The organism is Streptomyces sp. NPDC088157 (assembly GCF_044741545.1).
Lineage (GTDB): Bacteria > Actinomycetota > Actinomycetes > Streptomycetales > Streptomycetaceae > Streptomyces.
In genome coordinates, this window is record NZ_JBIUSU010000008.1 from 119,959 (window position 1) to 141,991 (window position 22,033).

Below are 22,033 nucleotides of genomic sequence, written 5' to 3' on the forward strand. Positions count from 1 at the left end.
GCCCGGTGGGGAAAGCGAATCGGGCGGAAGGGGAAGCGGCGGACCTACTCGCCCGCCCCACGCTCCTACTCGCTCACCTCGCCATACGCGGCCAGCAGGACGGCCGGGTCGGGGCCCTCGAGAACGTTCGGCTTGCCCAGGCCATCCAGGACGACGAACCGCAGCAGGTCGCCGCGGGACTTCTTGTCGAGCCTCATGTTCTCCAGCAGCTTGGGCCACTGGTCGTGGCGGTAGTGCAGCGGCAGCCCCACCGACTCCAGGACCGTGCGGTGGCGGTCGGCCGTGGCGTCGTCCAGCCGTCCGGCCAGGCGGCCCAGTTCGGCGGCGAAGTGCATGCCGACGGAGACGGCCGCGCCGTGCCGCCACTTGTAGCGCTCGTTCTTCTCGATGGCGTGCGCCAGCGTGTGGCCGTAGTTGAGGATCTCCCGCAGACCCGACTCCTTCAGGTCGGACGACACGACGTCCGCCTTGACCCTGATGGAGCGCTCGATGAGCTCGGCGGTGTGCGGGCCGGCCGGGGTGCGGGCGGCCTCGGGGTCGGACTCGACCAGCTCGAGGATGGCCGGGTCGGCGATGAAGCCGGCCTTGATGACCTCGGCGAGCCCGGAGACGTAGTCGTTGACCGGCAGGGAGTCCAGCGCGGCCAGGTCGCACAGGACACCGGCCGGCGGGTGGAAGGAACCGACGAGGTTCTTGCCCTCTGCGGTGTTGATACCGGTCTTGCCACCGACGGCCGCGTCGACCATGGCCAGCACGGTCGTCGGGACGGCGATCCAGCGCACCCCGCGCAGCCAGGTCGCGGCGACGAACCCGGCGAGGTCGGTGGTCGAGCCTCCGCCGACGCCCACGACCACGTCGGTGCGGGTGAACCCGGACTGGCCGAGCGCCTTCCAGCAGTAGGCGGCGACCTCGGCGGTCTTGGCCTCCTCCGCGTTCGGCACCTGGATGGCGACGGCCTCGTAGCCCTGTTCGGCCAGATCGGCGCGGAGCGCTTCGCCGGTCCCGGCGAGCGCCTCGGGGTGGATCACGGCGACCCGGCTGACTCGGTCGCCGATCAGCCCACCCAGCTCGCCCAGCAGCTGACGGCCGACCAGAACCTCGTACGGATCCGAGCCCGCGCTGCCGCCGACCCGGATACGCGTAACGGACTCGCTGCTCATGCTTCCTTCAACTCCAAAGCGTCCAAGGCCACTTGGCTGACCTCTTCGGGCGTACGGCCGTCCGTGGTCACGACCGCGGTGGCGACGCCCTCGTAGAGATGGCGACGGGCGTCCATCAGCTCGCGCCACTGCTTGCGCGGGTTGACGGCGAGCAGCGGACGGGCCGTGTTGAGACCGGTGCGCTTGACGGCTTCCTCGACATCCATGGCCAGGTAGACCACGCACTGTCCGGCCAGCAGGTCGCGCGTGTCCGCGTCCAGGATCGAGCCGCCGCCGAGCGCCAGGACGCCGTCGTGCTCGGCGAGTGCGCGCCGCACGGCCCGCTTCTCGATGGCGCGGAAGGTCTCCTCGCCCTCGTCGACGAAGATCTCCGCGATGCTGCGGCCCGCCTCGGCGACGATGTCGTCGTCGGTGTCCCGGTAGCCGACGCCGAGCCGCTCGGCGAGCAGCTGCCCGACGGTGGACTTGCCGACGCCCATCGGGCCGACCAGAACGACCCGTGGCCCGCTCATCGGATGTGCAGGTTGTCGAGGTACGACCGCACGTTGCGGCGGGTCTCGGCGACGCTGTCGCCGCCGAACTTCTCCGCCACCGCGTCCGCGAGCACCAGGGCGACCATCGCCTCGGCGACGATCCCGGCGGCCGGGACGGCGCACACGTCCGAGCGCTGGTGGTGTGCCTGGGTCGCCTCGCCGGTGACGACGTCCACGGTCTGCAGGGCCCGCGGCACGGTCGCGATCGGCTTCATCGCCGCGCGTACGCGCAGCAGCTCGCCGGTGGTCAGGCCGCCCTCGGTGCCACCGGAGCGGCCGGAGGCACGCTTGATCCCGTCGTCGGTGGCGAGGATCTCGTCGTGTGCCTTCGAGCCCGGCACGCGCGCGAGGTCGAAGCCGTCTCCGACCTCGACTCCCTTGATCGCCTGGATGCCCATCAGCGCGGCGGCGAGGCGGGCGTCCAGCCGTCGGTCCCAGTGCACGTGCGAGCCCAGACCCACCGGCACGCCGTAGGCGAGGACCTCCACGACGCCGCCGAGGGTGTCGCCGTCCTTGTGGGCCTGGTCGATCTCGGCGACCATCGCCTTGGAGGCGTCCGCGTCCAGGCAGCGCACCGGATCCGCGTCCAGCTTCTCCACGTCCGCCGGGGTCGGGTAGACCCCGTAGGGCGCCTTGGCCGCGGCCAGCTCGACGACGTGCGAGACGACCTCGATGCCGGCGGTCTCCTTCAGGTACGAGCGGGCCACCGCGCCCAGCGCGACCCGGGCCGCGGTCTCCCGGGCGGAAGCGCGCTCCAGGATCGGACGGGCCTCGTCGAAGCCGTACTTCTGCATCCCGGCCAGATCGGCGTGTCCGGGGCGCGGGCGGGTGAGCGGGGCGTTGCGGGCGAGGCCCGCGAGGATCTCCGGGTCGACCGGGTCGGCCGACATGACCTGCTCCCACTTCGGCCACTCCGTGTTGCCCACCATGACCGCGACCGGCGAACCCATGGTCAGACCGTGCCGGACACCACCGAGGAAGGTCACCTCGTCGCGCTCGAACTTCATCCGCGCACCGCGCCCATAACCGAGCCGCCGCCGCGCGAGATGGTCCCCGACCATCTCCGTGGTGATCGGCACGCCGGCGGGAAGGCCCTCCAGCGTCGCGACAAGTGCGGGACCGTGGGACTCCCCCGCGGTCAGCCAACGCAGCCTGCTCAACGATGCTCCTCAGTACTCGCGCCCTGGTACTGCTCTGCGTACGCGCGTCCATCGCGTACGTCGTCGGCGTGACCGGGTGCGCGGCCCCGGCCCGCCACCTCCGATCCTCCCACGTCCCGGCCCCGGAGCCGGTCGCCGGTCCAGCAAGCGGACGGGCGAGCACCCGGCGACAGGGTCACGGGCGGTGCGGAGCCCGGCGGGAGGCGAGCGCGTGCTCGCCCGCCTTGCGCATCGCGGCCACCGGCGCCGGCCCGCGGCCGGTCATCCGCTCCACCTGGAGGACCGCCTGGTGCACCAGCAGGTCGAGGCCGCTGACGACGGCGCCGCCGAACATGGACCAGCGGGCGGCCAGCTCGGTCGGCCACGGGTCGTAGAGCACGTCGAAGAGGGTCGCGGGGCGCTCCGGCACCGAGGCGGCGAGGGCGTCCGTAGCCCCGGCCGGGGTGGTCGCGACGACCAGCGGGAAGACCAGCGCGTCGGCGGCGTCCGCCCAGTCGGCGATCCGGACCTCGACCTCGAGCCGCTCGCCCCACTGCCGCATCTCGGCGGCGCGGGCCGCACTGCGGACATAGGCGACGATCTCGCCGGTGCAGACCCTGGCCAGGGCGGCCAGCGCGGAGGACGCGGTGGCGCCGGCGCCGAGGATCGCGGCCGAGTCGACCTGTTCGATGCCACGCTCGCGCAGGGCCGCGACCACGCCGGGGATGTCGGTGTTGTCGCCGAGCCGACGGCCGTCCTCGGTGAGCACGAGGGTGTTGACCGCCTCCACGGCGGCCGCCGTCTCGCTGATCTCGTCGAGCAGCGGGATGACCGCACGCTTCAGCGGCATGGTCAGCGACAGACCTGCCCACTCGGCGCCGAGCCCGTCGACGAAGGCGGGCAGCGCCTGCTCGTCGACGTCGAAGCGGTCGTACGTCCAGCCGGTGAGTTCCAGCGCCTCGTACGCGGCGCGGTGCAGCACCGGGGAGAGGGAGTGGGCGATCGGGCTGCCGAGTACCGCGGCCCGGCGGGCGTCAGTTGCCCGTGCTGGCATCGAACTTGTCCTTGAGTCGCTGGAATTCCGCGTAGGTCTTGGCGAATTCGGTGTTGCTCTCGCCGTCGGTCGCCACGAAGTAGATCCAGCCGTCGGTGGTCGGATTCATCGTGGCCTTCAGCGCGTCCTCACCGGGATTGCCGATCGGACCGGGCGGCAGGCCCCTGTTGGTGTAGGTGTTGTACGGGTCCTTGTTGCTGTTGATCTCGGACTCGCTGATGTGGATTTTACTCTCGCCCTTGAGGTAGTTGAAGGTCGAGTCGAACTGGAGCAACTGGTTGGTCTGGTCGTTCGTCGGCTTGAGCCGGTTGTAGACGACCTCCGCCATCTTGCGGTAGTCGTCGTGCGTCTTGCCTTCGGCCTGGACGAGGCTGGCGACCGTGATGACCTGCAACGGGTTTTCCAGCTTGAGCGTCTTTGCCTTGGCGGCGAGGTCGTACTCGCCGTACTCCTCGTTGGCGTGGGCGACCATCGACTTCAGGATCGCCTCGGGCTTCATACCCTTGGCGGCGCCGTACGTACCCGGGAAGAGGAAGCCCTCCAGCGGGTCCTTGATGTCGCCGTTGTCATTCGCCCAGCTGGGCAGACCGAGCGTCTTGTACTGCTTTTCCGCCACTGTCCTGGTGGTGCCGGAGGAAAGCCCGAGTTTGGTGTCGATGCTCTTGTAGACGGCCACGTTCCGCTGCCCCGGGGTGACGACCACATTGGCCTGGCTCTTCGGATCGAGCATCATCTCCACGGCGCTCTTCGCGGACATCTCCTTCTTCAGGATGTACGCGCCCGCCTGGATCCGGCCCGCTTCCGGATTGCCCGTGAACGCCGAGACGAACGCGTCCACGCTCTTGACGACGCCGGCGTCCTTCAGCAGTCGGCCGATGGCGGCGCCGCCGGAGCCCTTGGGCACCTCGATGCTCACGTTCTGGCCGGTGCCGGCGCCCGCGAAATCCGGAGCCGCGCCGTAACGATTCTTGTAGTAGTCGTAGCCGAAGTAGCCGACGCCGGCGACCCCACCGCCGAACACCAGCACCACGACGAGACAGGCGCAGCCGTTGCGGCTCTTCTTCTTGCTCTTCGTGCCCTTGCCGCCCCGGCCCCGCCGGTTTCCGCGGCCCTCCGGCTCGTCGTCGTCCTCGTCGTCCTCGGCCCCGCCGCCCGCGAAGAAGGCGTGCTCCCCCTGGTCGGGACCGGGATCCCAGTCGGGTTTCTGTTCGGGCTCCGGTGCCTCCACCGGCTCGGACGCCTGGACGGGTTCGGGCTCGGCGCGACGCCGGGCAGGCGGCTCCGGCGGCGGATACGCCTCCGGAGTGCCGTAGAAGTCGGGCTGTTCGGCGCCGTAGGCCGCGGCCTGCTGACCGTAGGGGTCGCCGGGGTCGGCCGCGTACGGGACGTGGGCGTGCGTGCCCGTGCCGTCCCAGCCGCCCTCCTGGTACCCGTCGGGATAGGCCTGCTGGTTCTGGTGGGCGAACTGCTGCTGGTCGTAGCCCTGATACTGCGGGTCGTACTGCTGTTGGTCGTACTGCTGTTGGTCGTACTGCTGTCCGCCGTACTGCTGTTGGTCGTACTGCTGCGCCTGCGCCTGGCTCCAGTCGCCGTATTCCGACTGCTGCTGCTGCGACTGCTGCGGGTAGTGGTGGTGCTGTGGCTGGCCGCCGTAGGCAGGCTGCTGACCCGTGGGGGCCTGCTGCCCTTCCCATCCGCCGTCCCCGTACAACGGGTCCTCCGGATTCCACGGTTCGGAGCCTGCGCTCCGGCCATACTCAGTCATCGATCCCCTAGAGCCGCGAGGCGGCGATCACTCGGCCTTCGCGGGCCCGTCACCGTTTCGCCTCTCTCTGTGCGGCGGCTGTTCGAACACCGCCGCATCGCGCGGAACGTTACCGTATCGCGATCAGATGACCACTTCGACGCCCTCGCCCGGTGCTTTGCCTGACACTCGTTCGGATTCCAGCGCCTGCTGAAGGATGATCACAGCGGCTGCCTGGTCGATCACCGAGCGGCCCTTCTTGGACTTCACCCCCGAGGCGCGCAGTCCCTGACTGGCCGTCACGGTCGTCATCCTCTCGTCGACCAGACGTACGGATACGGGCGCGATTTTGTTCGCCAGCTGTTGTGCGAAGCCGCGGACCTTCACCGCGGCCGGGCCCTCGCCCCCCTTGAGGGAGCGGGGCAGACCGACAATGACCTCGATCGGCTCGTACTCCTCGACCAGCTGCTTCAGCCGGCGATGAGCTGCCGGGACGTCCCGGCCGGGAACCGTCTCCACCGGAGTGGCGAGGATCCCGTCGGGGTCGCACGAGGCGACCCCGATCCGGGCGTCCCCGACGTCGATCGCGAGTCGACGGCCCTTCCTCATCGGCTCGCTCACTTGGCCGTTTCCGCCACGAGCCGCTCGACGGCGTCGACGGCGTCACCGACGGCGGTCGGGTTCTGGCCACCGCCCTGGGCGACGTCCGGCTTGCCGCCACCGCCGCCGCCGAGGGTCTTGGCGGCCGTACGGACCAGGTCGCCGGCCTTGAGACCGCGCTCGCGGGCCGCCTCGTTGGTGGCGATGACGGTCAGCGGCTTGCCGTTGTTGACCGTGAACAGGGCGACCACGGCGGCCCGGCCGCCCTGGATGCGGCCGCGCACGTCGAGGACGAGCCTGCGCAGGTCGTCGGGGGTGGTGCCGTCGGGGACCTGACCGGTGACCAGGGCGACGCCGCCGACGTCCTTGGCGGACTCCACGAGCCCGCCGGCGGCCTGGAGGACCTTCTCCGCGCGGAACTTCTCGATCTCCTTCTCGGCGTCCTTCAGCTTGCCGAGCATGGCGGAGACCTTCTCCGGAAGCTCCTCCGGACGTCCCTTCATCAGCTCCTGGAGCTGGGCGACGACCGTGTGCTCACGGGCCAGGAAGTTGTAGGCGTCGACACCGACGAGGGCCTCGATCCGGCGGACACCCGAGCCGATCGACGACTCGCCGAGCAGCTTCACCAGACCCAGCTGGGCGGTGTTGTGCACGTGCGTGCCGCCACAGAGCTCCTTGGAGAAGTCGCCGATGGTCACGACCCGGACCCGCTCGCCGTACTTCTCGCCGAACTCGGCGATGGCGCCCTGCTTCTTGGCCTCGTCGATGCCCATGACCTCGGCCTGGACGTCCAGGTCGCGGGCGAGCACCTCGTTGATCTTCTGCTCGACGTCGGTCATCACGGCCGTCGGGACGGCGGACGGGGAGCCGAAGTCGAAGCGGAAGCGGCCGGGCTGGTTCTCGGAACCGGCCTGGGCGGCCGTCGGGCCGAGGGCGTCGCGCAGCGCCTGGTGGGTGAGGTGCGTGGCCGAGTGGGCGCGGGCGATGGCCGTGCGGCGGCGCTGGTCGATCGAGGCATGGGCCTTGGCGCCGACCGTGACCTCGCCGACCTGGACGACGCCCTTGTGGACGTACACGCCGGGGACCGGCTTCTGGGTGTCGCGGATCTCGACGACGGCGCCGGTGTCCACCCTGATACGGCCGGTGTCACCGATCTGGCCGCCGCCCTCGGCGTAGAACGGGGTGCGGTCGAGGACGATCTCGACCTCGTCGCCCTCGGTGGCGGCCGGCGAGGAGGCGCCGTCGACGAGGATGCCGACGATCGTCGACTCGCCCTCGATGTCGGCGTAACCGATGAAGTCGGTCGCCCCGGCCTTGTCGGCGATCTCGCGGTAGGCGCCCACGCCGGCGTGGCCGGTCTTCTTGGACTGGGCGTCGGCCTTGGCGCGCTCCCGCTGCTCCTTCATCAGACGGCGGAAGCCGTCCTCGTCCACGGACAGCCCCTGCTCGGCGGCCATCTCGAGGGTGAGGTCGATGGGGAAGCCCCAGGTGTCGTGGAGCAGGAAGGCCTTGTCGCCGGCGAGGACCTGGCCGCCGGAGGCCTTGGTCTCGGAGACGGCGGTGTCGAGGATGTTGGTGCCGGCCTTCAGCGTCTTGAGGAAGGCGGCCTCCTCGGCGAGGGCCACCGTCTCGATGCGCTGCCGGTCGCTGACGAGCTCCGGGTACTGCTGGCCCATCATCTCGATGACGGTGTCGATGAGGTCCTTGACGACCGGGCCGGTGGCGCCGAGGAGGCGCATGTTGCGGATGGCGCGGCGCATGATGCGGCGCAGCACGTAACCGCGGCCCTCGTTACCGGGGGTGACGCCGTCGCCGATGAGCATCACGGACGTGCGCATGTGGTCGGTGACCACGCGCAGGGAGACGTCCGAGTCGTGGGCCTCGCCGTACTCGACGCCGGTCAGCTCGGTGGCCTTCTTGATGACGGCCATCGAGGTGTCGATCTCGTACATGTTCTGCACGCCCTGCAGAATCATGGCGAGGCGCTCCAGGCCGAGGCCCGTGTCGATGTTCTTGCTCGGCAGTTCGCCCAGGATCTCGAAGTTGTCCTTGCCGATGCCCTGGCCGCGCTCGTACTGCATGAAGACCAGGTTCCAGATCTCCACGTACCGCTCGTCGTTGACGGCGGGGCCGCCCTCGACGCCGAACTCGGGGCCGCGGTCGTAGTTGATCTCGGAACAGGGGCCGCAGGGTCCGGGGACGCCCATGGACCAGTAGTTGTCCTTCATGCCGAGGCGCTGGATGCGCTCCTTGGGCACGCCGACGACGTCGTGCCAGAGGCGCTCGGCCTCGTCGTCGTCCTTGTAGACGGTGATCCAGAGCTTCTCCGGCTCCAGGCCGTAACCACCCTTGTCCTGGGGCGTGGTGAGCAGCTCCCAGGCGTACTTGATGGCGCCTTCCTTGAAGTAGTCGCCGAAGGAGAAGTTGCCGCACATCTGGAAGAACGTGCCGTGGCGGGTGGTCTTGCCGACCTCTTCGATGTCCGGCGTGCGCACGCACTTCTGCACGCTGGTGGCGCGCGACCACGGCGGCTTGACCTCGCCGAGGAAGTACGGCTTGAAGGGGACCATGCCGGCGGGGACCAGGAGCAGAGTCGGGTCGTCCGCGATGAGCGACGCCGAAGGGACGACGGTGTGCCCGCGCTCCTCGTAGAAGCTCAGCCAGCGGCGGCGGATCTCGGCCGACTCCATCAGTGGTCCTCATTCCGGTTGTGCGAGTACGTCGTGTTCTCGATGTGCTCGGGGTACTGGGGGGTGCTGCGGTTGTTCTCGATGGCGGCGTGCCGCCTGGGTGCGGGGAGTTCGGGGTCCTGGTGGATCCCCAGCGCCTCCCCCAGCTCGGCCTCCCGCTGGGCCATGTTGTCGCGGACGTCGAGCGCGAAGCCCACCGCACGGTCCTTGAGGCGCGCTCCCGTCTCGAGCGCCTTGTTGGCCGCGGTCGCGGCCAGGCTCTCGGGGGTCAGCTGCCTCAGCTTGCGGTTGACCTTGGTGGTGGCCCAGACACCGGCGGCGACACCCGTGCTGAACCAGAAGGTACGGCGGAACATCGCTGGTCTCAGTCCCTCTTTCCACGGGGCTTGCGCTTCTCCCGCCGGGAGACCGTACGGCCCACGATCACGGTCCGCCGGGGTTCCCGGGCGGGCACGTCGTCCTTGCGGCCGCCGAGGGCCCGGCGGACGCCGTAGCCGAAGGCCGCAACCTTCACCAGGGGGCCGCCGAAGGTGGAGGCGACCGTGGTGGACAGCGCCGAGGCGTTCGACGTGACTTCCTGGACGTCGGTGGCGATCGCGTCGACCCGGTCGATCTGGGTCTGCGCGGAGCGCACCGCCGCGGAGGCGTCGGCCAGCAGCGGGACGGCCTGTTCGGTCACGTCCGCGACGAGTCGGGTGGTCGCCCTGAGCGTCTGGGCCAGCCTCGCCAGCGCGACGGCGAGGAAGGAGACCAGGATCGCCCAGAACACGGCCACCAGGATGCCGGCCACCTCTCCACCGGACACTGCGTGCACCCGCTCCCTGTCTGACGAACACCTATGTCTGGAGGCGAGCCTATCGCGCCGGCGCCGGCGTTCCGTACCGCATTAAGGGTGTGCGAAAGCCCGCCGTCCCGCCCGCCCCGAAGGGCAGGGGGACGACGGGCCTGGGCGCGCAGTCCTGCGACCGCCGCGGACCGATCCCGGAGAGGATCAGCGGGCGTAGTACTCGACGACGAGCTGCTCGTCGCAGATGACCGGGATCTCCTTGCGGTTCGGCTCGCGGTCCAGGCGGAAGGCCAGGGCGCGGAGGTTCACCTGGAGGTAGCGCGGGGTCTCGCCGTCGGGGGCGAAGCCACCCTCGCGGGAGATCGAGAACAGCGTCTTCTCACGGCTGCGCTCGCGCACCATGACGACGTCGTCCGGCTTGACGCGGAAGGACGGCTTGTCGACCTTCTGGCCGTTGACCTCGATGTGGCCGTGGACGACCATCTGGCGGGCCTGGTAGATCGTGCGGGCGATGCCCGAACGCAGGACCAGCGCGTCGAGACGGCGCTCGAGCTCGATGATCAGGGCCTCACCGGTCTTGCCCTGGACCTTGGAGGCACGCTCGTAGGCGCGGACGAGCTGGCGCTCGGACACGTCGTACTGCGCGCGCAGACGCTGCTTCTCGAGCAGACGGACCTTGTAGTCCGAGTTCTGCTTGCGGCCACGGCCGTGCTCACCCGGCGGGTAGGGGCGGGCCTCGAAGTACTTGACGGCCTTCGGGGTCAGCGCGATGCCGAGGGCACGCGACTTCTTGACCTTGGGACGGGGCTGGTTCGCCACGATCTCTCACTTTCCAGAATTTCCGGCTTGTCAGGGTTAAGGGAGGTCGCATCCGCAGCCGGGGAAACCCGCCGGGTCCACATGGGACCTGTCGGGCAGCCGCTCCCCTGGTCTGGGCACATACGTGCAGCACGCGAGTTGCCCATCGACCGTTCCCGCAATCGCGGGTGGTGATGGGCTGCCCGCGACACCGTTCGACGGTGCGCGACGCTCCTGGAGCGAGGTCCTGGGACCGGCGCTCCGGCCGACTGTCCTGTTCTGACTGCACGGGACGCGGCACTTCGGGCGAGTCTACAGGGTGCTCAGGACCCGTTACGACCGAGGCGCCGCCTGGTCCACTCCACCGCGTCCGCGTACCGTGCCTCGGCGCCGTGCCGGGTGGGCTCGTAGTACGCGCGGTCCTTGATGGCGTCGGGGGCGTACTGCTGGGCGGCGATGCCCTCGGGCAGGTCGTGCGGATACACGTACCCCTGCGCGTGCCCCAGCTTGGCGGCCCCCTTGTAGTGCCCGTCGCGCAGGTGCGGCGGCACCGGGCCGGCCAGTCCCTTGCGTACGTCCTCCAGGGCTGCGCCGATCGCCGTCGTCGCGGCGTTGGACTTCGGCGCCAGGGCGAGGGCGATGGTGACGTGGCTGAGGGTGAGGGCGGCCTCGGGAAAGCCGATCATGGCGACTGCCTGGGCGGCGGCGACCGCGATCGGCAGGGCGTTCGGGTCGGCGAGGCCGATGTCCTCGCTGGCGGAGATCATCAGGCGGCGGGCGATGAAGCGCGGGTCCTCGCCGGCCTCGATCATGCGGGCCAGGTAGTGCAGGGCCGCGTCGACGTCCGAACCCCGGATGGACTTGATGAGGGCGCTGGCGACGTCGTAGTGCTGGTCGCCGTCGCGGTCGTACTTCACCGCGGCACGGTCGACCGTCTGCTCCAGGGTCTGGAGGCTGATCTCGGACTCGTCCTGGTCCAGGGCTGCTCCGGCGGCGGCCTCCAGTGCGGTGAGGGCGCGGCGGGCGTCGCCGCCGGCGATGCGCAGCAGATGCGCCTCGGTGTCCTCGGGGAGGGTGACGGCGCCCTTGAGGCCGCGTTCGTCGGCCACGGCGCGCCTGACCAGGTCGCGCAGTCCGTCGTCCGTGAGGGGCTCGAGGGTCAGCAGGAGGGAACGGGAGAGCAGGGGCGAGATGACCGAGAAGTACGGGTTCTCGGTGGTCGCCGCGATCAGCGTCACCCAGCGGTTCTCGACGGCCGGCAGGAGCGAGTCCTGCTGGGCCTTGCTGAAGCGGTGGATCTCGTCGAGGAAGAGGACGGTCTCCTTGCCGTAGCCGCCGATGGCGCGGCGGGCGCCGTCGATGACCGCGCGGACCTCTTTGACGCCCGCGGTGATGGCCGACAGTTCGACGAACCGCTTGTTGGTGGCCTTGGAGACGACGTAGGCCAGGGTCGTCTTCCCGGTGCCGGGCGGCCCCCAGAGGATCACCGAGGAGGGCCCGGCCGGGCCCGTGGCCCCCTCGCCGACCAGACGGCGCAGGGGTGAGCCCGGCTTCAGCAGGTGCTGCTGGCCCACCACCTCATCGAGGGTGCGCGGGCGCATCCGGACCGCCAGGGGGCTCCCGGCGGGGTCCTTCTCCTGGCGGTCTTCCGCTGCGGCGGTGAACAGGTCGGGCTCCACACATCGGAGCCTACGTCAGAGGTCCGACAGTCCCGTCCGGTGCCCGTGCGGGGCCGGTCCGTCCGGTCCGGCGCCCGTGCGGTACCGGGCTCAGGCCCAGAGGTCGGCGCCCCAGCGGGTCAGGATCAGCATGGCGATGATGCCGACGTGGGTGACCGGCAGGACCCAGGTGAACTCGCCGAGGAAGCGCTTCAGCCAGCCCGGGGCGGGCAGGAGGCCGTTGCGCACGTTGAACGAGGTGACGTACCAGAACATGGTGATCGTCGCGACCCAGGCCAGCGAGCACCACAGGCACAGGGCGTTGATCTCGTACAGGGACTGGTACTGGAGCCAGGTGCAGAAGGCCACGCCGAAGAGGGTGCCGAAGTTGAAGGTCAGCCAGTACCAGCGCGGGAAGCTCACCCGGGTCAGCAGGCTCATGCCGACGCAGATCACGATGCCGTAGGCGACGAGGCCGAGCATCGGGTTGGGGAAGCCGAAGGCGGCGGCCTGCTTGCTCTCCATGACGCTGCCGCAGCTGATGATCGGGCTGATGCTGCAACTGGGCGTGAAGGTCGTGCCGTCGACCTTGGCCTCGAGGATCTTGAACTTGTCGAGCGTGATGACCCAGGCGGCCAGCAGACCGGCCGCACCGGTGATCAGCAGCAGGATCGCGAACGCACGGCTGCCGCCCACCGTCCGTGGCCCGGTCGCGGCGACGCGCTCGGGCTCGGACTCCCTGGAGACGTCTTGCACTGTCGTCTTGCTCATCACGCCGATTCCGTCACTTGAGAGTTGGACCATCTTCGGGCAGGGGCCATTGTGCCGCACAGCACCGGGTGCGCACCGTTCGGTGGACATAAGGAAGTACGTACGGCCGCCCCCCGGCGTTCGGATCCGGCCAAGGCCGGGCAGTACACCGGGCCCGACGGCACACGCGCATGCCCCTCGGACGACGGCCCACCCCGGAGGGCGGACAGGCGACCGCCAGGTTGACGCTCCGGCGCACGACGAGGGCGCCGGGTCGGCCGACCCGGCGCCCAGCCCGCCCTGCCGGGCCCGCTAGCCCAGCCTCGACTCGAGTTCCGCCACGATCTCGTTGACGCCGATCGCCGTCTGCTCGCCCGACTCCATGTCCTTCAGCTGGACGACGCCCTCGGCGAGGTCGCGTTCACCGGCGACGATCGTGTAGCGGGCCCCGCTGCGGTTGGCGTTCTTCATGGCGCCCTTGAGGCCCTTGGCGCCGTAGGAGAAGTCGGCCGCGACGCCGAGCTTGCGCAGTTCGGTGACCTTCGCGAAGAGGACCCGGCGGGCCTCCTCGCCGAGCGGGACGGCGAACACGGAGGTCGCGGCGGGCAGCGCCAGCTCCACGCCCTCCGCCTCCAGCGCCAGCACCGTACGGTCGACGCCCAGCGCCCAGCCCACCGACGGCAGCGCGGGACCGCCGATCATCTCGGAGAGACCGTCGTAGCGGCCGCCACCGCCCACCGCGGACTGGGAACCCAGCCCGTCGTGGACGAACTCGAAGGTCGTACGGGTGTAGTAGTCGAGGCCGCGGACCAGCTTCGGGTCGTCCTCGAAGACCACGCCCGCCGCTGTGATCAGCTCCCGGACCTCCTCGTGGTACGCCTTGCAGGCGTCGCAGAGGTAGTCGCGCAGCAGCGGCGCGTCCCCGAGCTGCTTCTGGACCGACTCGCGCTTGTCGTCCAGGACCCGGAGCGGGTTGATCTCCGCGCGGCGAAGCGTGTCCTCGTCGAGGTCCAGGCCCCGCAGGAAGTTCTGCAGCGCCTCCCGGTACACCGGGCGGCACTCCTTGTCGCCGAGGCTGTTGAGGAGGATGCGGAAGTTCCGCAGCCCCAGCGACCGGTACGACTGGTCGGCCAGGATGATCAGTTCGGCGTCCAGCGCCGGGTCCTCCGCCCCGATCGCCTCGGCGCCCACCTGGGAGAAGTGCCGGTAACGGCCCTTCTGGGGGCGCTCGTAGCGGTAGTACGAGCCGGAGTACCAGAGCTTCACCGGCAGGTTGCCCGCCTTGTGCAGGTTGGCCTCGAGCGCGGCGCGCAGCACGGACGCCGTGCCCTCGGGGCGCAGCGCGAGTCGGTCGCCGCCCTTGGTCTCGAAGGAGTACATCTCCTTCGTCACGATGTCGGTCGACTCACCGACACCACGCGCGAAGAGCTCCACGCTCTCGAAGCCGGGCGTCTCGATGTAGCCGTAGCCCGAGTTGCGCAGCGGCGCGGCGATGGCCTCGCGGACGGCGAGGTACGTGGCGCTGTCCGGCGGGATCAGGTCGTACGTGCCCTTGGGGGCCTGGAAGGTGCTCACGGAAGGTCTCTCGTCACATTCCTCGTCGGGGAGGGGTGTGCGTACCCGCTCCCTGGCCGTCGGCCGCCACCTGCCGCAGATACGGGTTGGCGGCGCGCTCCTGGCCGATGGTCGTCTGGGGGCCGTGGCCGGACAGCACCACGGTCGAGTCCTCGAGCGGCAGGCACACGCGGGCCAGCGAGTCGAGCATCTCGGCCATGTCGCCGCCGGGCAGGTCGGTGCGTCCGATGGAGCCGGCGAACAGCAGATCCCCGGAGAAGAAGACCGACGGGACGTCGGCCGTCTCGGGCATCCGGAAGGTCACCGACCCCTTGGTATGGCCCGGCGCATGGGCGACGGAGAACTCCAGACCCGCCAGGTCCAGCGCGACGCCGTCGGTGAGTTCACGGACGTCGTCCGGCTCCCCCACGGTCAGCTCGCCCATCAGCGGCATCCCGATGGACCGGCCGAGCGCCTTCTCGGGGTCGCTCATCATGTAGCGGTCCTCGGGGTGGATCCAGGCCGGTACGTCGTGCGCTCCGCACACCGGGACGACCGAGGCCACATGGTCGATGTGGCCGTGGGTGAGGACGACGGCGACGGGCTTGAGCCGATGCTTCCTGATCGCCTCCTCGACGCCCGCGGCCGCCTGGTGGCCCGGGTCGATGATCACGCACTCCTCACCGGCGGCGGGGGCGACGAGATAACAGTTCGTCCCCCAGGCCCCGGCGGGGAACCCGGCAATGAGCACGATCGTCCTTCGTTTGTGTCGATACGCGTGGGCTTCTGGGCGACTGCGCCAGTGGTCAGAGCCTACCGGCGCTGCCGTTTCCTCAGCGAACCCATATACGGTACGGGGCACACGCAGGCGGTCGGCTCACAAGACGCACGCGTCCCAGTCGACGTACGAGACGCACGAGGAGAGAACCCGGTGGTCACCCAGGAACAGCGGAAGCGTCAGCTCGCCCGGGAGAAGTTCTTGCGGCAGCAGCAGCGGCGCACCTCCGCGCGACGCAAGGCGCGCGTGCGCAACTCGGTGATCGCGTCGGTGCTCGGCGTGATCATCATCGGCAGTCTGGCGCTCTACACGACGGGCGTCCTGAAGGACGACGACAAGGCGAACGCGAGCGCGGAGACGACGCCGTCCCCGACGCCCAGCGCGGCCAAGGACCCGTGCGAGAAGGCAGCCGCGGGTTCGGTCAAGACGCAGACCTGGAAGAAGGAGCCGGCGGTCACGATCGACAAGTCGGCGCAGTACACGATGACGCTCGCGACGACCTGCGGCGACATCGGCATAGCGCTCAAGGCGAAGGCCGCGCCGCACACGGTGAACTCGTTCAGCTTCCTCGCGGGCAAGGGCTACTTCGACCACACCAAGTGCCACCGCCTCACCACCAACGGCATCTACGTGCTCCAGTGCGGCGACCCGACGGGCAGCGGCAGCGGCGGCCCCGGCTACACCATTCCGGACGAGAACCTGAAGGACGCCGCCCTCAAGAACAACACCTACCCGGCGGGCACGATCGCGATGGCCAACACGGGTCAGGCGCACACCGGTGGCAGCCAGTTCTTCCTCGTCTACCAGGACAGCCAGTTGCCGCCCAGCTACACCCCCTTCGGAACGGTGTCGGCCGACGGCATGAAGGTTCTGAAGAAGATCGCCGCCGCCGGTGAGAACACGGGAGCCGGTGACGGCGCCCCGAACGCGACGGTCGTGATCAACAAGGCGACGGTCACGAAATCCTGACGGCGACCTGCCGACTAAGGGGCGGTCAACTGCGCAATTTCGGTCGCGCTGGATGCGGACAGGCGGCCCGCCGGTCGCCTATGTTGGCCGTGACGAAACTGTGGACGATGCCCAGGGGCGCTGAAGCCCCTCGGAGGCATCATGTGGAGGAGGCGCTGTGAGCAGCGACCCGTGGGGCCGCGTCGACGAGACGGGGACCGTGTACGTGCGTACGGCCGACGGCGAGCAGGTGGTCGGTTCCTGGCAGGCAGGCTCCCCCGAGGAAGCGCTGGCCTACTTCGAGCGCAAGTACGAGGGCCTGGTTGTCGAGATCGGCCTCCTCGAGAAGCGAGTCAAGACCACCGATCTGTCGACGAAGGACGCTCAGGTCGCGATCGACCACATCCGCGAACAGGTCGACGCGCACCACGCGGTCGGTGATCTCCAGGCGCTGCGGGAACGGCTGGACAAGCTGGTGGCGACCGTCGAGTCACGGCGCGAGGAGCGCAAGCAGCAGCGGGCCAAGCAGTCCGACGAGGCCCGCAAGGCCAAGGAGGACCTGGTCACCGAGGCGGAGCAGCTTGCGCAGTCCGACCAGTGGCGGGCCGCCGGTGAGCGGCTGCGGTCGCTGGTGGACATCTGGAAGGGGCTGCCGCGACTCGACCGCAAGTCGGACGACGAGCTGTGGCACCGGTTCTCGCACGCGCGCTCGGCGTTCTCCAAGCGCCGCAAGGCGCACTTCGCCCAGCTGGACGCGCAGCGCGAGGAGGCCCGCCGGACCAAGGAGCGGCTGGTCTCCGAGGCCGAGGCGCTGTCCGCCTCGTCGGACTGGGGTCCGACGGCGGCCCGTTACCGCGAGTTGATGGCGGAGTGGAAGGCCGCGGGCCGCGCCCAGCGCGAGCACGAGGACGACCTGTGGAACCGCTTCCGCGGCGCCCAGGACGTCTTCTTCGCCGCCCGCAGTTCGGTGTTCGCCGAGCGGGACGCGGAGCAGACGGAGAACCTGAAGCTCAAGGAGGAGCTGGCCGAGGAGGCCGAGAAGCTCCTGCCGATCGGTGACCTGAAGGCGGCGCGTGCCGCCTTCCGCTCGATCAACGAGCGCTGGGAGGCCATCGGCCACGTGCCGCGCGACGCCCGGCCGAAGGTCGAGGGCCGGATGCACGCCGTGGAGCGGGCGATGCAGGAGTCCGAGGAGACCGAGTGGCGCCGGACGAACCCGGAGGCACGCGCGCGTGCCGCGGGTCTGACCGGTCAGCTGCAGGCCGCCGTGGACAAGCTGCGGACGCAGATCGACCAGGCCCGTGCCCAGGGCAACTCCGCGAAGGCCGACAAGCTGGAGCGGGAGCTGGAAGGCCGTCAGGCACTGCTGGACCAGGCCCTGAAGGGCCTCCACGAGTTCGGCGGCTGATCACCGGCCGGCCCTGTCGTCGAAAAGGCCCCCGTACCTCGCGTACGGGGGCCTCTCGTGTGCTCGGCTACGGTCTGCGCGCCGATGTCACCCGGTACACGTCGTAGACGCCCTCCACCCCGCGTACGGCCTTCAGGACGTGCCCCAGGTGCTTGGGGTCGCCCATCTCGAAGGTGAAGCGGGAGGTGGCCACCCGGTCGCGGGAGGTCTGGACGGCCGCGGACAGGATGTTGACGTGCTGGTCGGACAGGACCCGCGTGACGTCCGAGAGGAGACGGGAACGGTCCAGGGCCTCGACCTGGATGGCGACCAGGAAGACCGAGGACTGGGTGGGCGCCCACTCGACCTCGAGGATGCGCTCCGGCTCACGGGAGAGTGAGTCCACGTTGACGCAGTCGCTGCGGTGAACCGATACGCCACTACCGCGCGTGACGAAGCCGATGATCGGGTCGCCGGGTACGGGCGTACAGCAGCGGGCCAGCTTGACCCAGACGTCGTCGACGCCCTTGACGACCACTCCGGGGTCCTGGTTGCTGCGCCGCTTACGCCCACGGCTGCGGGACGGGACCGTCTCGTCGATCTCCTCGGTGGCCGCCTCCTCGCCGCCGAGGGCCTGCACCAGCTTCTGCACGACGTTCTGCGCGGCGACGTGGCCCTCGCCGATCGCCGCGTACAGGGAGGAGATGTCCGGGTAGCGCATCTCGTGCGCCAGCGTGACCAGCGAGTCACCGGTGAGGATGCGCTGGATCGGCAGGTTCTGCTTGCGCATCGCCCGCGCGATGGCGTCCTTGCCCTGCTCGATGGCCTCGTCGCGGCGCTCCTTGGAGAACCAGGCCCTGATCTTGTTGCGGGCACGCGGCGACTTGACGAAGTTCAGCCAGTCCCGCGACGGCCCGGCCCCGGCGGCCTTGGAGGTGAAGACCTCCACCAGGTCGCCGTTGTCCAGGGTCGATTCCAGCGGGACGAGGCGTCCGTTGACGCGGGCTCCTATGGTGCGGTGGCCCACCTCGGTGTGCACCGCGTACGAGAAGTCCACGGGCGTGGCGCCGGCCGGCAGCGCTATCACGTCGCCCTTCGGCGTGAAGACGAACACCTCGTTGCGCGACAGGTCGAAGCGCAGGGACTCCAGGAACTCGCCGGGGTCCTCGGTCTCCTTCTGCCAGTCGAGGAGCTGGCGGAGCCACGCCATGTCGTTGAGGTGGTCGTCCTTGCCGGTGGTCCTCGGCTGGTCCGAGCGCACCTTGGAGGCGCCCGCGACGGCCTCCTGCTTGTACTTCCAGTGCGCGGCGATGCCGTACTCGGCGCGGCGGTGCATGTCGAACGTGCGGATCTGGAGTTCGACCGGCTTGCCGTTGGGGCCGATGACCGTCGTGTGCAACGACTGGTACATGTTGAACTTGGGCATCGCGATGTAGTCCTTGAACCGGCCGGGGACCGGGTTCCATCGCGCGTGCACGGTGCCGAGGGCCGCGTAACAGTCCCGGACGGTGTCCACGAGGACGCGGATGCCCACCAGGTCGTAGATCTCCGCGAAGTCGCGGCCGCGGACGATCATCTTCTGGTAGACGCTGTAGTAGTGCTTCGGGCGGCCGGTGACGGTCGCCTTGATGCGGGCTGCGCGCAGGTCGGCCTGGACCTCGTCGGTCACTATGGCCAGGTACTCGTCACGTTTCGGCGCCCGTTCGGCCACCAGCCGTACGATCTCGTCGTACATCTTGGGGTAGAGGATCGCGAAGGCGAGGTCCTCCAGTTCCCACTTGATGGTGTTCATGCCCAGGCGGTGGGCGAGCGGCGCGTAGATCTCCAGCGTCTCGCGCGCCTTCTTCTCCTGCTTCTCGCGCTTGAGGTAGCGCATGGTGCGCATGTTGTGCAGACGGTCGGCGAGCTTGATGACCAGGACACGCGGGTCCTTGGCCATGGCGACGACCATCTTGCGCACGGTCTCGGCCTGCGCGGCCTCGCCGAACTTGACCTTGTCCAGCTTGGTGACCCCGTCGACCAGCAGGGCGACCTGGTCACCGAAGTCGCGGCGCAGGTCCTCCAGGCCGTACTCGGTGTCCTCGACGGTGTCGTGCAGCAGGCCCGCCATGAGCGTCGCCGGGTCCATGCCCAGCTCGGCGAGGATCGTGGTCACCGCGAGCGGGTGCGTGATGTACGGGTCGCCGCTCTTGCGCTTCTGGCCCCGGTGCCAGCGCTCGGCGACCTGGTAGGACCTCTCGATCTGCCGGAGCGTCGCCGTCTCGATCTTGGGGTCGTTGCTGCGCACTATCCGCAGCAGCGGTTCCAGGACCGGGTTGTACGGGTTCTGGCGCTGGACGCCGAGCCGGGCGAGGCGGGCGCGGACGCGGTTGGAGGAGCCCGAGCGGGCCGACGGCTGCGCGGCGGCCGGGCGGTCGGCGGGCGCGGCCGAGGGGGTCTCGGACTGGGCCGGCTTGGGCCGGGGCTGCTCGGCCGGCTTGTCGACGGGCTCGGACCGGTCGTGCTCGACCGGCCCCCGGCCGTCGTCCTTCGCGTGCGACGCGGGCGTGGCCGCGGGGCCCGAGACGGACTCGGGCTTGGCGGCGGTCAGGTGCTGGGCCTCGTCTGGCAAGAGGACTCCTCGGGCGCGATCCGGGTGCCCCGGTCAGGCTCCGGAGCACCCATCGTAGCGATCCTGAGCTCCGGGATCGCCTTCAGGCCGATGTGAGGACCGTCTACCGGAGAAACACAAGGGGCGGGCTCCGGATTTCTCCGGGCCCGCCCACTTGGCGTACGGCGGCTCGCGGCCGCGCTCAGATCCTGAGCAGGGCCTCCAGAGGCGCTCCGCCGAGAGCCGCCTCCAGGCGGGGGCGGCCGCCGAGGAAGCCGAGCTCCATCAGGACGGCGACGCCCGCGACCTGGGCGCCGGCCCGGTGGATGAGCTGGATCGACGCCTCGGCGGTGCCGCCGGTGGCGAGGACGTCGTCGACGATCAGCACGCGGTCGTCGGCGGCCAGGTCCTCGGCGTGCACCTCGATCTCGGCCGAGCCGTACTCCAGGTCGTAGGCCTGGCCGAGGGTGGCGCCGGGGAGCTTGCCGGCCTTGCGTACGGGGATGAAGCCGAGGCCGGCGCGGACGGCCACCGGGGCGCCCAGGATGAAGCCCCGGGCCTCCAGGCCGACGACCTTGGTGGCGCCGGTGCGTTCGGCGACCTCGGCGAACGCGTCGGTGAGCGCGGTGAACGCCACCGGGTCCGCCAGGAGCGGGGTGATGTCCTTGAACATCACCCCGGGCTCCGGGTGGTCGGCCACGTCACGGATGCGGCTGAGGAGCAGCGTCGTGATGTCGGTGAGCTCGGTCATCGGCGCTTCCCCGACGGGCGGCCGCGGCCCCGGCCCCTGGACGCGGGCTGGGTGCGCGGGCCGACGACCGCGGCTTCGGCGTCGTCGGGCTCGTCGTCGTAGGTGTCGTCGCCGCGGGCCGGTGCGAGGGCGTCCTCGGCGGGGGCCTGCGCACGCTTGGCCAGGACCCGCTTCCTCAGCGCCTTGATCTGCGGCTCGCGCTCCTTGAGGTCGGCGACGAGCGGCGTGGCGATGAAGATCGAGGAGTAGGCACCGGCCGCGAGGCCGACGAACAGCGACAGCGAGATGTCGTTGAGCGTGCCCGCGCCGAGGAAGCCGCCGCCGATGAACAGCAGGCCCGCCACCGGCAGCAGCGCGACGACCGTGGTGTTGATGGAGCGGACCAGGGTGCCGTTGATCGAGCGGTTGGCGATCTCGCTGTAGGTGAAGCGGGTCTGCTTGGTGAGGTCCTTCGTCTGCTCCTTCAGGGAGTCGAAGACGACGACCGTGTCGTACAGCGAGTAGCCGAGGATCGTCAGCAGGCCGATCACCGTGCCGGGCGTGACCTCGAAGCCGACGAGGGCGTAGATGCCGACCGTGATGGTGATGTCGTGGATCAGGGCGACCAGAGCCGCGATGGCCATCCGCCACTCGAAGGCGATCGCCAGGTAGATCACGACCAGGACCATGAAGATCGCCAGGCCCTGCCAGGCCTTGTTGGCGATCTGGTCACCCCAGCTGGGACCGACCAGTTCGGCGGTGATCGTCTCCGGGTCGGTCTTGAAGTCCGTGGCGAGATCGTCCTTGATCTGGTTGGACTGCTTGATGTCCATGCCGGCGATCTGGATGCGCATCGTGCCGTTGCCGAGCTTCTGCACGACCGCGTCATGGCCGGACGCCGACTTCGCGTACTCCTCGGCCTGGGAGACGGAGACGCTCGTCTTCTCGGTGGTGAAGACTGCGCCGCCCTGGAAGTCGATGCCCATGTTCAGGCCGCGCACCGCCAGGCCGACGATGGCCGTGATGGTGATCAGGATCGAGATGCCGTACCAGAGCTTGCGGTGGCCGATGAAGTCGTAGCTGATCTCGCCACGGTGCAGTCGGGCGCCGAGGTTACCGAGTTTCGACATCGC

19 protein-coding genes are annotated in these 22,033 nt (G+C 69.9%); 2 read left to right on the forward strand and 17 right to left on the reverse strand.

Annotated elements, in window-relative coordinates; all coding sequences use genetic code 11:
* Positions 1–65 precede the first annotated feature (65 nt).
* The 14 genes from aroB to ACIPFH_RS30290 all read right to left on the reverse strand — a co-directional run bounded on the left by aroB (position 66) and on the right by ACIPFH_RS30290 (position 15,218).
* Positions 66–1,160: a 3-dehydroquinate synthase gene (aroB, locus tag ACIPFH_RS30225; protein WP_356255832.1), complete on the reverse strand. Its 1,095-nt coding sequence runs from the start codon at positions 1,158–1,160 to the stop codon at positions 66–68.
* Positions 1,157–1,672: a shikimate kinase gene (locus tag ACIPFH_RS30230; protein ID WP_401831333.1), complete on the reverse strand. Its 516-nt coding sequence runs from the start codon at positions 1,670–1,672 to the stop codon at positions 1,157–1,159. The genes aroB and ACIPFH_RS30230 overlap by 4 nt, the downstream gene beginning before the upstream one ends.
* Positions 1,669–2,853, reverse strand: a complete 1,185-nt coding sequence (gene aroC, locus ACIPFH_RS30235) for a chorismate synthase (protein ID WP_401831335.1) — start codon at positions 2,851–2,853, stop codon at positions 1,669–1,671. Before aroC ends, ACIPFH_RS30230 begins: the two co-directional genes overlap by 4 nt.
* A 175-nt stretch (positions 2,854–3,028) precedes the next feature.
* A complete protein-coding gene (locus ACIPFH_RS30240; protein ID WP_401831337.1) occupies positions 3,029–3,886 on the reverse strand; it encodes a shikimate dehydrogenase in 858 nt (285 codons plus the stop codon).
* Positions 3,867–5,651 (reverse strand): endolytic transglycosylase MltG, encoded by a 1,785-nt coding sequence (mltG, locus tag ACIPFH_RS30245; RefSeq protein ID WP_401831340.1) that lies wholly within the window; start codon positions 5,649–5,651, stop codon positions 3,867–3,869. The genes ACIPFH_RS30240 and mltG overlap by 20 nt, the downstream gene beginning before the upstream one ends.
* 123 nt (positions 5,652–5,774) lie before the next feature.
* Positions 5,775–6,239 (reverse strand): Holliday junction resolvase RuvX, encoded by a 465-nt coding sequence (ruvX, locus tag ACIPFH_RS30250; protein WP_401831905.1) that lies wholly within the window; start codon positions 6,237–6,239, stop codon positions 5,775–5,777.
* Positions 6,240–6,247: 8 nt separating this feature from the next.
* Positions 6,248–8,920 (reverse strand): alanine--tRNA ligase, encoded by a 2,673-nt coding sequence (alaS, locus tag ACIPFH_RS30255; protein ID WP_401831343.1) that lies wholly within the window; start codon positions 8,918–8,920, stop codon positions 6,248–6,250.
* Positions 8,920–9,276 carry a hypothetical protein gene (locus ACIPFH_RS30260; protein ID WP_356255815.1) on the reverse strand — a complete coding sequence of 119 codons (357 nt, stop codon included), beginning with the start codon at positions 9,274–9,276 and terminating at the stop codon, positions 8,920–8,922. Before ACIPFH_RS30260 ends, alaS begins: the two co-directional genes overlap by 1 nt.
* Positions 9,277–9,284: 8 nt before the next feature.
* Entirely contained in the window at positions 9,285–9,734 is a 450-nt protein-coding gene (locus ACIPFH_RS30265) for a DUF948 domain-containing protein (RefSeq protein WP_356255812.1), read from the reverse strand.
* Positions 9,735–9,911: 177 nt separating this feature from the next.
* Positions 9,912–10,526: a 30S ribosomal protein S4 gene (gene rpsD, locus ACIPFH_RS30270; RefSeq protein ID WP_020128844.1), complete on the reverse strand. Its 615-nt coding sequence runs from the start codon at positions 10,524–10,526 to the stop codon at positions 9,912–9,914.
* Positions 10,527–10,828: 302 nt separating this feature from the next.
* A complete protein-coding gene (locus ACIPFH_RS30275) occupies positions 10,829–12,184 on the reverse strand; it encodes a replication-associated recombination protein A (RefSeq protein ID WP_401831345.1) in 1,356 nt (451 codons plus the stop codon).
* A 90-nt stretch (positions 12,185–12,274) separates the two neighbouring features.
* Positions 12,275–12,934 carry a vitamin K epoxide reductase family protein gene (locus ACIPFH_RS30280; RefSeq protein ID WP_401831348.1) on the reverse strand — a complete coding sequence of 220 codons (660 nt, stop codon included), beginning with the start codon at positions 12,932–12,934 and terminating at the stop codon, positions 12,275–12,277.
* A gap of 291 nt (positions 12,935–13,225) precedes the next feature.
* A complete protein-coding gene (gene hisS / locus ACIPFH_RS30285) occupies positions 13,226–14,488 on the reverse strand; it encodes a histidine--tRNA ligase (protein ID WP_401831349.1) in 1,263 nt (420 codons plus the stop codon).
* 13 nt (positions 14,489–14,501) lie between these two features.
* A complete protein-coding gene (locus ACIPFH_RS30290; protein WP_401831351.1) occupies positions 14,502–15,218 on the reverse strand; it encodes an MBL fold metallo-hydrolase in 717 nt (238 codons plus the stop codon).
* A gap of 180 nt (positions 15,219–15,398) precedes the next feature.
* Between ACIPFH_RS30290 and ACIPFH_RS30295 the strand changes: the two genes are divergently transcribed.
* Positions 15,399–16,214: a peptidylprolyl isomerase gene (locus tag ACIPFH_RS30295; RefSeq protein WP_401831352.1), complete on the forward strand. Its 816-nt coding sequence runs from the start codon at positions 15,399–15,401 to the stop codon at positions 16,212–16,214.
* Positions 16,215–16,371: 157 nt separating this feature from the next.
* Positions 16,372–17,601 carry a DUF349 domain-containing protein gene (locus ACIPFH_RS30300; RefSeq protein WP_356255795.1) on the forward strand — a complete coding sequence of 410 codons (1,230 nt, stop codon included), beginning with the start codon at positions 16,372–16,374 and terminating at the stop codon, positions 17,599–17,601.
* Between the two features lie 67 nt (positions 17,602–17,668).
* On the opposite strand, the gene ACIPFH_RS30305 is transcribed toward ACIPFH_RS30300, so the two are convergent.
* The 3 genes from ACIPFH_RS30305 to secF form a co-directional block, all read right to left on the reverse strand.
* Entirely contained in the window at positions 17,669–20,191 is a 2,523-nt protein-coding gene (locus tag ACIPFH_RS30305) for a RelA/SpoT family protein (RefSeq protein WP_401831354.1), read from the reverse strand.
* 181 nt (positions 20,192–20,372) lie between these two features.
* On the reverse strand, positions 20,373–20,921 hold the full coding sequence (locus ACIPFH_RS30310) for an adenine phosphoribosyltransferase (protein ID WP_401831356.1): 549 nt from the start codon (positions 20,919–20,921) through the stop codon (positions 20,373–20,375).
* Positions 20,918–22,030 (reverse strand): protein translocase subunit SecF, encoded by a 1,113-nt coding sequence (secF, locus tag ACIPFH_RS30315; RefSeq protein WP_401831358.1) that lies wholly within the window; start codon positions 22,028–22,030, stop codon positions 20,918–20,920. Before secF ends, ACIPFH_RS30310 begins: the two co-directional genes overlap by 4 nt.
* Between the last annotated feature and the right edge of the window lie 3 nt (positions 22,031–22,033).

Bases quoted from the DNA above. Each gene is read 5' to 3' on its own strand.
- ACIPFH_RS30240 (WP_401831337.1), bottom strand. From the start codon at position 3,886: ATGCCAGCACGGGCAACTGACGCCCGCCGGGCCGCGGTACTCGGCAGC.
- aroB (WP_356255832.1), bottom strand. From the start codon at position 1,160: ATGAGCAGCGAGTCCGTTACGCGTATCCGGGTCGGCGGCAGCGCGGGC.
- ruvX (WP_401831905.1), bottom strand. From the start codon at position 6,239: ATGAGGAAGGGCCGTCGACTCGCGATCGACGTCGGGGACGCCCGGATC.
- ACIPFH_RS30230 (WP_401831333.1), bottom strand. From the start codon at position 1,672: ATGAGCGGGCCACGGGTCGTTCTGGTCGGCCCGATGGGCGTCGGCAAG.
- secF (WP_401831358.1), bottom strand. From the start codon at position 22,030: ATGTCGAAACTCGGTAACCTCGGCGCCCGACTGCACCGTGGCGAGATC.
- ACIPFH_RS30310 (WP_401831356.1), bottom strand. From the start codon at position 20,921: ATGACCGAGCTCACCGACATCACGACGCTGCTCCTCAGCCGCATCCGT.
- ACIPFH_RS30280 (WP_401831348.1), bottom strand. From the start codon at position 12,934: ATGAGCAAGACGACAGTGCAAGACGTCTCCAGGGAGTCCGAGCCCGAG.
- alaS (WP_401831343.1), bottom strand. From the start codon at position 8,920: ATGGAGTCGGCCGAGATCCGCCGCCGCTGGCTGAGCTTCTACGAGGAG.
- ACIPFH_RS30260 (WP_356255815.1), bottom strand. From the start codon at position 9,276: ATGTTCCGCCGTACCTTCTGGTTCAGCACGGGTGTCGCCGCCGGTGTC.
- mltG (WP_401831340.1), bottom strand. From the start codon at position 5,651: ATGACTGAGTATGGCCGGAGCGCAGGCTCCGAACCGTGGAATCCGGAG.